The sequence below is a fragment of the Arthrobacter sp. CAN_A214 genome, from assembly GCF_015751955.1.
Lineage (GTDB): Bacteria > Actinomycetota > Actinomycetes > Actinomycetales > Micrococcaceae > Arthrobacter_D.
Genome location: NZ_JADOUU010000021.1, coordinates 34,950 through 43,439, shown reverse-complemented (window position 1 = coordinate 43,439; position 8,490 = coordinate 34,950). Strand labels below are relative to the sequence as shown.

Below are 8,490 nucleotides of genomic sequence, written 5' to 3'. Positions count from 1 at the left end.
GAACCCTCGGCTGGGACACCCCCGCGAACCTCTTCGCTAAGCTCTTTGAAACCACCATCAGCACCTGAGTGTTGCGACGACCGGTGGATTTCACCTTGCCCTGGTGGGTACGAACAAAGCTGCCATAGTCACCCAGCGCGCTGCGGTTGGCACGGACACCTGGAACCGCTCCGCAGCACGGCGCAATGGCCACCCATTATCGACCACACACTGCGCCAACCGCAGCCTGCCCTTGGGGGTCAGAAGAGCGTTAGGGTGGGACATTGAAGACCTCCGTGCGTGGAATTGGACTCTAGACAAGCCCCACTCCACCCGGAGGTCTTCTTCATGTCACCCCACCACGCCGAACGTCACTAACCTCTGTGGTCAATACACCTAGACGGGGGTGCTGGGAGTTGTATTCCAAACTTTGCTGCGGTTGTGTGCGACGGTCCAGGTTTAGTCGATCGGACTAGGCGGACTGCCGAATTGTGGTGTCTTGAGCCCAAGCAGAGAGTGCGGATCGGGATAGTGGTCCGGGTCGGGCTACTCGATGGACGTCCAGTCAAAGGATCCTTTGACCGGACCGAGAGCGAGGTCTGACGGTGGGTCAGTGAACGTCGGTGAACTCCAGGATTGGCGGGGGAGTGGGAAACCGTGTTGTGTCCCAGCAATGTGTCTCACGCGGAGTATTCTCAACAAAGGAGAAGAAGGCCTTTGATGGGTATATGAGGAGTCGGGTTGGGAAGTATCGGGTATGCCAGGGTCAGCACGCTGGAGCAGAACGCGGACCTGCAACACGCGGCACTTCGAGCGGCAGGGTGCACGCGGATCTTCACCGACCACGGGGTGAGCGGGACAAGGGCGAGTCGACCCGAGCTGGACAAGCTCCTCGACCACCTAAGGAAGGGGGACGAGGTGGTGGTCTGGAAGCTCGACCGGTTGGGACGCAACACCCGCAACCTACTAGCCCTCATCGATGATCTCGAACACCGGGGTGTGCACTTCCGCAGCGTCACCGAAGGCATCAGCACCACCGGACCCATGGGCAGGGCGATGCTGACGGTCATGTCCGCCTTCGCCCAGCTCGAGCGCGACCAGTTGGCCGAGCGGACCAGGGCGGGCATGGCCGTAGCTGCCGAGCACGGGCGGAAGGCTGGGCGGAGGGAAATCACCGCCGACCATGCGAAGGTCAAGCGAGCCCGGGACCTCAAGGTCCAGGGGCTTGCGCCGGCTGACATCGGGAAGATCATCGGCGCCAGCCGCGCGACCGTGTACCGCTACCTGAGCATCGGCACCAATGACGCACCCTGACGAGAACCCGGGCCGACAGGGAGTGCCGCTTGTTCTCGAAGCGAGAACAACGCTTCGCGCTGTCGACCGACGGCTAGTTGGTAACGCCGCATAGGGAGTAAAGCTGCTCGTCGACGTCTTCGACGTCCTTTACGGCCGCACTGAGGAACACCTGCAGATGCACCCTATTCGGGCCAGCCTCGCACGCGGTGCGTGCTTCGAGCACCACCGCGATCAAGGTGTCCCTCAATCGGAGCAGGTCTGTCGTCTGGGCTCGTGGAGTTTCAGGAGCGTAGGAATGCTCGGCGGTGAACAGGCTCATGGCATGGACCTTAGCTGCGATTAGTGAGAGCAGCATGAAGAAACGCCCATCAGCCCCGCCAAGCAAATCAGCAGGGTCAACAATATGATCAGCGGTCATCGGGTGTCCTTCTTCGAGTTTGGTTGTGAGAGGTCACTCGAAGGATCACGCGGTGGCCGCGTCCATGTCCATCACCACGACGAACCTGACAACCGCGCTACACCATTATCAGGGACTCAACTGGAATCAGATGTCTCTGCGCTCATCCCACTGACGCAAAGCGCTCTTGACACATGCCAACTTCTGTCCAACTATTAGACGAAAGTTTGTGCAGAGACGCACAGCAGATTGGAGTAGCTCCATGAACACACTGCCACTGGCCGGTTCTGGCCCTTCGCGACGCAGTTTGCTCCTCGCCGGCCTCGGGACGGCGCTGTCAGTCCCATTTCTCTCGGCGTGCGCCGGTTTCGACACCAGCGGCACTGCAGCAGGGAAGGGAACTGTCGGATTCCTTTCAACCCAATTCACCCCCGTCGAGGAAAAGCAGCGTTACGAGGACGTTCTCAAAAAGAGCCTCAGTGTTCCTGTTGCGTACAACTCGGTTGACCCGGGGGTTTTCGCCTCGACCGTGCAGACCCAGACCGACGCCGGCAGCGTGCGGACTGCGCTCCTGGGTGGGCTCCACGGCGAACTCGCCCCTCTCGCCGATTCCCTCGAGGATGTCGATCAGATCCTGAGGGATCTCTCGGGAAGCGGCTTCAGCCAGGACATTCTCGAACTGACGAAGGTCGGTGGCACCACCTCGAAGTACGTCCCCTGGATGCAGGCGACCTACGTCGTGGCGATCAACAAGAAGGCCCTGGAGTGGCTTCCCAGCGGTGTCGATGTCAACGACCTCACCTACGAGGATTTCCTGAAGTGGGCGCAGGCCGCCAAGAAGGGCGCAGGACGTCCTGTCTTCGGAATGCCTGCCGGGCCGAAGGGGCTCCACCACCGCTTCTACCAGGGGTTCCTGTTACCGAGCTTCACCGGTGGCCAGATCACAACCTTCCGCAATGAGGACGCCGCGACGGCGTGGGAATACATGAAGGACCTGTGGGACGCCATGGCCCCGGCATCCACCAACTTCGACGCCATGCAGGAACCCCTGGCCCGCGGAGAGGTCCTGGTCGCCTGGGACCACGTCGCCCGCCTCATCGGCGCACCCGCCGACAACCCGGACGAGTGGCTGATGGTTCCCTCCCCGCGCGGGCCCAAGGGTCGCGGCTACATGCTGATCGTTGCGGGGCTCGCGCTCCCGAAGAACGGGTTGGAGCGTGAGCGGGCAGAACAGGCGATTCGTGGGCTGGCCGAACCTACGACCCAGATCGAGACGCTGCGCAGCAATGCCTTCTTCCCCGTGATTCAGACGGAGCTTCCGACAGACCTCGCGGGCGCGATTGCCCTCGAGGCCGCCGCCGTGCGGCTCCAGCAACGGTCCGCCGATGCACTCCTGGCCCTTCCCCCGGTAGGCCTCGGCCCCAAGGAGGGCGAGGTGTCCCAAATCTTCAAGAACTGCTTCCAGGAGATCTGCCTTAACGGTTCCGCCGTTCAATCCACGCTGGATGACCAGGCCACACAGTTGAACACCATCCTGAAAGAACTCAGCGTCCCGTGCTGGGCCCCCGACCCCGTCTCATCCGGCGACAAGTGCGAGGTAGCGTAATGACCGTCGATCTACCCCCGGCTCCGGCTCAGCTGGACATACCCGCCCGTCCCCGCCGCATCCCGCCCGCGGTGCTGCTGATCGCACCGTCGATCGTCTTCATGGCTCTTCTCCTCGGCTGGCCCGTGATCCAGGGAGTGCTCCAAGCTTTCCGCAGCGACGGCGGATTCACCCTCGAATTCGTCACCCGGATGGTCGAGGATCCCTACTTCTGGCCCGCTGTCCGGAACACACTCCTGCTGATTGCGGTGATGATTCCGCTCCAGTTCGCCTTCGCCATCACCATGGCACTGCTCCTTCGGTCCAATCCACGCCTGGATAAGGTTCATTTCTTCATTTGGGCCATACCCCTGGCACTCAGTGACCTTGCTGCGGGCCTTGTGTGGCTGTCGATCTTCAACGACCGCGGCTACTTCAACTCCGTGCTGGCCTCCCTCGGCCTCGATACCATTCCCTGGCTTGCTTATGACAACCCGTCCACCCTGTTCTTCTGCGTCCTCGTCGCCGAGGTGTGGCGGTCGACATCGCTAGTGCTCGTGATCGTCGTGTCCGGACTCCAGGGAATTCCCAAGGACTATGACGAAGCCGCTCAGGTCTTCGGGGCAGGGTTCTGGCAGCGTTTACGCCACGTCACTCTCCCCTTGCTCAAACCGAGCCTCCAGGTAGCCCTGATCCTGCGGACGATCCTCGCGTTCCAGACCTTCGCCGTGGCGCAAGCTCTGACGGGACAGAACTTCCCACTGGTTGTCGGGGAAACCTACCGCTGGTACACGGCTCTGCAGAACCCCAACGTGGCCGCAGCCCTCGCCCTGGTGATCCTCGTGGCGTCGATGCTGATTTCCATTTTTTACCTGCGGGCTCTCCGCGACAAAGGGCAGGAAGGCACCCGATGACGACGACACGCATTGTCGACACGACCCCCGCGCAACCTGTGGTCGACCAGGCGCCGCTCAAACGGCAACAGCGGAACCGGGCGCTGCTTCAGGCGGCCTGCATCCTGATCTCCCTCTTCATGCTGATCCCCATCTACCTGATCTCCTTGGCCGCACTCTCCACACGGGAATCACTCAACGAATTTCCGCTGAGCCTGCTGCCCACGAGTCTTTCCTTGGAGACGCTGAGGGCGTTCCTCGGTTCAACCGGGATCATCGGAGCCTTCGGCAACTCCATGATTGTCGGCCTCGGGACGCTCTTCATTTCAGCTCTGATTGGGATTCCGGCGGGCTATGCCCTGGCCCGGTTCGCTTTCAAGGGCAAGGAGCCGTACCAGTTGTTCCTGCTGTTCACCCGGGCACTGCCCATCGTGGTTCTGTCGGTTCCTCTGGCCAGGCTTTTTTTGACAGTCGACCTGTACGACACGACGTATGCCGTGATCCTGCTGCATACGGCACTGGCGCTGCCCACGACGGTCCTCATCTCAGCAAGCGTCTTCCTCAGCGTCCCCATCGACGTGGAGGAGGCTGCCCGTGTTTTCGGTTGCACACCAGCGGGCGCCTTTCTCAAGGTGGTACTGCCGATGGCTCTGCCCGGTCTTGCGGCGGCCTCCATCTTCACCTTCGTCATGTCCTGGAACGAGGTGCTCGGCGCGTCGATCCTCACCCTCGACCACCGCACCTTGCCGGCGCAGGTCCTCACGTCCCTCTCGGACTCACCCTTGGCGTACCGGTTTGCCGGTGGTTTCGCACTGGTCATTCCGTCGATCATTTTCATCGCGTTCATGCGCCGCTACCTGACCAACATGTGGGGCTCGACGATTCGCTAGGCCCGGCAGCACCCCTCCCATCTTTCTCCACCCCTTTCGAAGGAGCCGATTATGGCGGACATTGCCATTTCCCACCTCGTCAAGACCTATCCCGGCGGTACCGAACGGGCAACCGATGACGTGTCGCTCGACATTAAGGACGGCGACTTCACCGTCCTGCTTGGCCCCTCGGGCTGCGGCAAGACAACTCTCCTGCGCATGCTCGCCGGTCTCGAACTGCCCGACGCCGGATCTGTTGCCGTGGGCGGCAGAGATGTAACGTATCTACCCCCCAACAAGCGGAACATGTCCATGGTTTTCCAGTCGTACGCCGTCTTCCCGCACCGCAAGGTCCGGTACAACATCGGATTCGGACTCGCGATGGCCAAGAAGACCAAGGAGGAGATCGACCGCAAGGTCATGTGGGCCGCCGACCTGTTACAGCTCGGCCCCTACCTCGACCGGCTTCCCGCCCAGCTCTCCGGCGGCCAGCGCCAGCGTGTCGCCGTCGCCCGTGCCATCGTGATGGACGCCGACGTCCTGCTGATGGATGAACCCCTGTCGAACCTCGATGCCCTACTGCGCCTCAACTTCCGGTCAGAATTGAAGAAAATCGTCAAGGACCTCGGGACGACGACGGTGTACGTCACCCACGATCAGAGTGAGGCCCTCTCCCTGGGCGACCGCGTGGCCGTTATGAAGAAGGGAAGGATCGCGCAGCTCGGCGATCCCCTCGATGTCTATGACGCACCGGCTGACCGTTTCGTGGGTGGTTTCATCGGTTCCCCGCCGATGAACTTCATCAACGCGAAGGTCTCCGACGAAGGCGATGTGCTGGTGGTGGGTGATCAGCGGCTCCGCGCGCCTTCCCTCCTGCGGTCCTTCTCGAGCACCGAGGTCGTCCTCGGAGTGCGGGCGGAAAACGTTGCGGTGGACACCCGGCGTTCCTCCGGCGATGTCCCGGGGACGGTGCTGGTGGTCGAGCCGATGGGTTCCTCGATCCTGCTAACAGTTGAGGTGGAGGGCCAGACCATCAAGGTCCAGGCGCCGCCCACCTTCCGCACTGCCCCGCACCAGACCATCTGGCTCACCTTCACTTCTGCCAGCATGCGCTTCTACGACCGCGAAACCGCAATGGCTCTGGTTGCCCGATGAGCTCCGACACAATCAGCACCGAGCAGCTACGCACCTCGGCGATCGAGGTCCTCCGCCTCAACGACCTCGGCACCATGACGACCGCTGCACCAAATCTCTACCCTCATATGTGGAGCTGGGATGCCGCGTTCGTCGCCATCGGTCTGGCGAGGTTCGACGTTCCACGGGCTATCACCGAACTGAGGACCCTACTGGCAGCCCAGTGGACCACCGGGATGATTCCGCACATCGTCTTCACCGATGATGACACCGGCTACTTCCCCGGCTTCGACCGCTGGGGAACCGCGGGCGCAGCGGCACTGCCGGACGGAACCAAGAGCAGCGGAATTTGTCAGCCCCCGGTCCACGCGATTGCCGTGCGGCACATCCTCGATCGAGCCCGCGAAAACGGCGGTGCAGATCAGGAAGCCGCGGAAGCATTCTTGGCGGAGTCCTTCGACGGGTGGTTCGCCTGGCATCGGTGGCTCGCCGCAGTGCGAGACCCCGACGGAGTAGGACTCATCGAAATTCACCACGGGTGGGAATCGGGATTCGATAACTCGCCCCGGTGGGACGGCCCCTACGCGGGTATCCGCCCCGGGCGCGTCGAACCCTTCACCCGCAGGGACACGCTGCACGTTGCGGACGTCAGCGAACGCCCGGACGACGCCGAATACACGAAGTACCTCTGGCTCGTGCAACAGATGGCCTCGGTGGGATACGACGACGACGCGGTGCAGGAGGTCGTGGATTTCCGCGTCCGTGACGTCTTCTTCTCCGGCATCATGTCCGCGGCCAGCGATGTCCTCGCAGGTCTCGCCGATGAGTTGGGACGGTCCGGTGATGCCACCGAACTCCGGCACATGTCGGATCGGTTCCGAAACGGCGTCGATTCCACCGTGGACCCGGTAAGCGGATTGGCACGGGACTATGACGTGCTGGCTGGACGATGGATCGCCACGGACACCGTTTCCGGTTTTGCGCCCCTGATTGCCGGTGGGCGCCCCGACGTCCTCGCTCGACAGCGGAGCATCTTGCAGGGCCCGGAATGGTTGGGTCACCCGCAACTGCTCTTCGCCCTGCCGCCCTCGACTTCGCCGTCCAGCCCGGCCTTCCGGCCTCGCACCTACTGGCGTGGCCCTGTCTGGCCGTTCCTAAATTTGCTCCTGGGATGGGCTTGCGCCCGCGACGGCCAATTAGGGCTATACCGGACATTGCGCTCGGAATCCTTGCGCCAGCTGTCCGACCTGACCTTCGGCGAATACTACGAGCCCTTTACGGGTGAACCACTGGGCAGCCTGGCACAGGCGTGGACAGCAGCCGCCGCGCTGGAGTGGCTCGGCGGTGAAGGAACTCCCGTTGCCGATTGAGCTTGTGCAGGAAAGGTGCAGGGCATGAACAACTCATCACCCTCTTCTGGCCCCGGTCACATTGTCATCGGCCTGGACATCGGCGGGTCAAAAACTCGCGGCATCAGAATCGTCAACAGCACCGTCACCGACGACAGGGTCGCGGCTAGCGCGAACATCCAGAATGTCAGCGTTCACGTAGCGGCCTCGAATTTGGCCGGCCTGCTCACCGCACTCGGAGCGGATAAAGCCGGACACATTTACGTCGGTGCCGGTGGTGCAGACACGGACAAGGACCAGGAAGAACTCCGACGACTCATCGCTCCCTATGCCCCGGACGCTACAGTAACGATCGTGCATGACACGCGTCTGATTCTTGCGGGTGGCGGCATGGAAACCGGAATTGCGGTCATTGCAGGTACCGGTTCAGCAGCATGGGGTATCACAGCAGACGGCACAGAAGCCCGGGCTGGAGGCTGGGGTTACCTTCTTGGCGACGAGGGAAGCGGATACTGGTTGGGTCGTGAGGCGGTCAGGCACAGTTTGCGTCGCGCAAACCTTGGTCTACCTTCTGATGGCCTTACTACGGCACTGCTGGCCAGATGCGACCTCGGTTCGCCCGAGGAACTGATCAGGCTCTTCCACGGTGACACCGACAGGACCTACTGGGCAGACAAAGCATGGGCTGTCTTTGACTGTGCGGATTCGGGGCACGCGGCGAGCCAGAGACTAATCAAACAGGCCGGAGAAGACCTTGCGGAGCAGACTCTCCAAGTGGCCACCCGCCTCCATCTCCCAGGACCCGTGGTGTTGGGCGGAGGACTCGGCGTGAACCGGCCGACGCTGCAGGAAGCCTTCACAGCGAACCTTGCACTCCATGGAATTACCGAAGTCTCTATCCTCCCTAGGGAGCCGGTATTCGGCGTTCTGTATCTCATAGGGCAGGCGACTCGATCCGTTCTCCTGAAGTAACCTGCGAAAGGAACTA

General features: G+C 62.1%; 9 protein-coding genes and 1 pseudogene. 7 read left to right on the top strand and 3 right to left on the bottom strand.

Annotated features, from left to right (window positions below; genetic code table 11):
* A partial coding sequence (locus IWX65_RS17870) for a hypothetical protein (protein ID WP_334683874.1) occupies positions 1–193 on the bottom strand: 193 nt, incomplete at its 3' end.
* Positions 133–264: pseudogene (locus IWX65_RS14340) on the bottom strand (IS481 family transposase); the annotation flags it as partial. The pseudogene IWX65_RS14340 and the gene IWX65_RS17870, both read right to left, overlap by 61 nt.
* A gap of 456 nt (positions 265–720) precedes the next feature.
* On the opposite strand from IWX65_RS14340, the gene IWX65_RS14335 reads away from it, so the two are divergent.
* Positions 721–1,293, top strand: a complete 573-nt coding sequence (locus IWX65_RS14335; protein WP_196883857.1) for a recombinase family protein — start codon at positions 721–723, stop codon at positions 1,291–1,293.
* Positions 1,294–1,366: 73 nt separating this feature from the next.
* Here IWX65_RS14335 and IWX65_RS14330 read toward each other — a convergent pair whose 3' ends face one another.
* Positions 1,367–1,693, bottom strand: coding sequence for a hypothetical protein (locus IWX65_RS14330; protein ID WP_196883855.1), 327 nt, complete (start codon positions 1,691–1,693; stop codon positions 1,367–1,369).
* A 241-nt stretch (positions 1,694–1,934) separates the two neighbouring features.
* Between IWX65_RS14330 and IWX65_RS14325 the strand changes: the two genes are divergently transcribed.
* From IWX65_RS14325 to IWX65_RS14300, 6 genes are read left to right on the top strand one after another with little or no spacing between them, the layout of a single operon-like run.
* Positions 1,935–3,278: an ABC transporter substrate-binding protein gene (locus tag IWX65_RS14325; RefSeq protein ID WP_196883853.1), complete on the top strand. Its 1,344-nt coding sequence runs from the start codon at positions 1,935–1,937 to the stop codon at positions 3,276–3,278.
* Positions 3,278–4,171, top strand: a complete 894-nt coding sequence (locus IWX65_RS14320) for a carbohydrate ABC transporter permease (RefSeq protein ID WP_196883851.1) — start codon at positions 3,278–3,280, stop codon at positions 4,169–4,171. The genes IWX65_RS14325 and IWX65_RS14320 overlap by 1 nt, the downstream gene beginning before the upstream one ends.
* Complete coding sequence (locus IWX65_RS14315; RefSeq protein ID WP_196883849.1) at positions 4,168–5,040, top strand: carbohydrate ABC transporter permease; 873 nt, start codon at positions 4,168–4,170, stop codon at positions 5,038–5,040. The genes IWX65_RS14320 and IWX65_RS14315 overlap by 4 nt, the downstream gene beginning before the upstream one ends.
* Before the next feature lie 51 nt (positions 5,041–5,091).
* A complete protein-coding gene (locus tag IWX65_RS14310; RefSeq protein WP_196883847.1) occupies positions 5,092–6,174 on the top strand; it encodes an ABC transporter ATP-binding protein in 1,083 nt (360 codons plus the stop codon).
* A complete protein-coding gene (gene ggh, locus IWX65_RS14305) occupies positions 6,171–7,523 on the top strand; it encodes a glucosylglycerate hydrolase (protein WP_196883844.1) in 1,353 nt (450 codons plus the stop codon). Before IWX65_RS14310 ends, ggh begins: the two co-directional genes overlap by 4 nt.
* 24 nt (positions 7,524–7,547) lie before the next feature.
* Positions 7,548–8,474, top strand: a complete 927-nt coding sequence (locus IWX65_RS14300; RefSeq protein ID WP_196883842.1) for an N-acetylglucosamine kinase — start codon at positions 7,548–7,550, stop codon at positions 8,472–8,474.
* Positions 8,475–8,490 lie beyond the last annotated feature (16 nt).

What these genes read in the sequence shown, in the direction of transcription:
- IWX65_RS14315 (WP_196883849.1), top strand. Translation starts at nt 4,168, where the DNA reads ATGACGACGACACGCATTGTCGACACGACCCCCGCGCAACCTGTGGTC.
- IWX65_RS14330 (WP_196883855.1), bottom strand. Translation starts at nt 1,693, where the DNA reads ATGACCGCTGATCATATTGTTGACCCTGCTGATTTGCTTGGCGGGGCT.
- IWX65_RS14300 (WP_196883842.1), top strand. Translation starts at nt 7,548, where the DNA reads ATGAACAACTCATCACCCTCTTCTGGCCCCGGTCACATTGTCATCGGC.
- IWX65_RS14320 (WP_196883851.1), top strand. Translation starts at nt 3,278, where the DNA reads ATGACCGTCGATCTACCCCCGGCTCCGGCTCAGCTGGACATACCCGCC.
- IWX65_RS14325 (WP_196883853.1), top strand. Translation starts at nt 1,935, where the DNA reads ATGAACACACTGCCACTGGCCGGTTCTGGCCCTTCGCGACGCAGTTTG.
- IWX65_RS14310 (WP_196883847.1), top strand. Translation starts at nt 5,092, where the DNA reads ATGGCGGACATTGCCATTTCCCACCTCGTCAAGACCTATCCCGGCGGT.
- ggh (WP_196883844.1), top strand. Translation starts at nt 6,171, where the DNA reads ATGAGCTCCGACACAATCAGCACCGAGCAGCTACGCACCTCGGCGATC.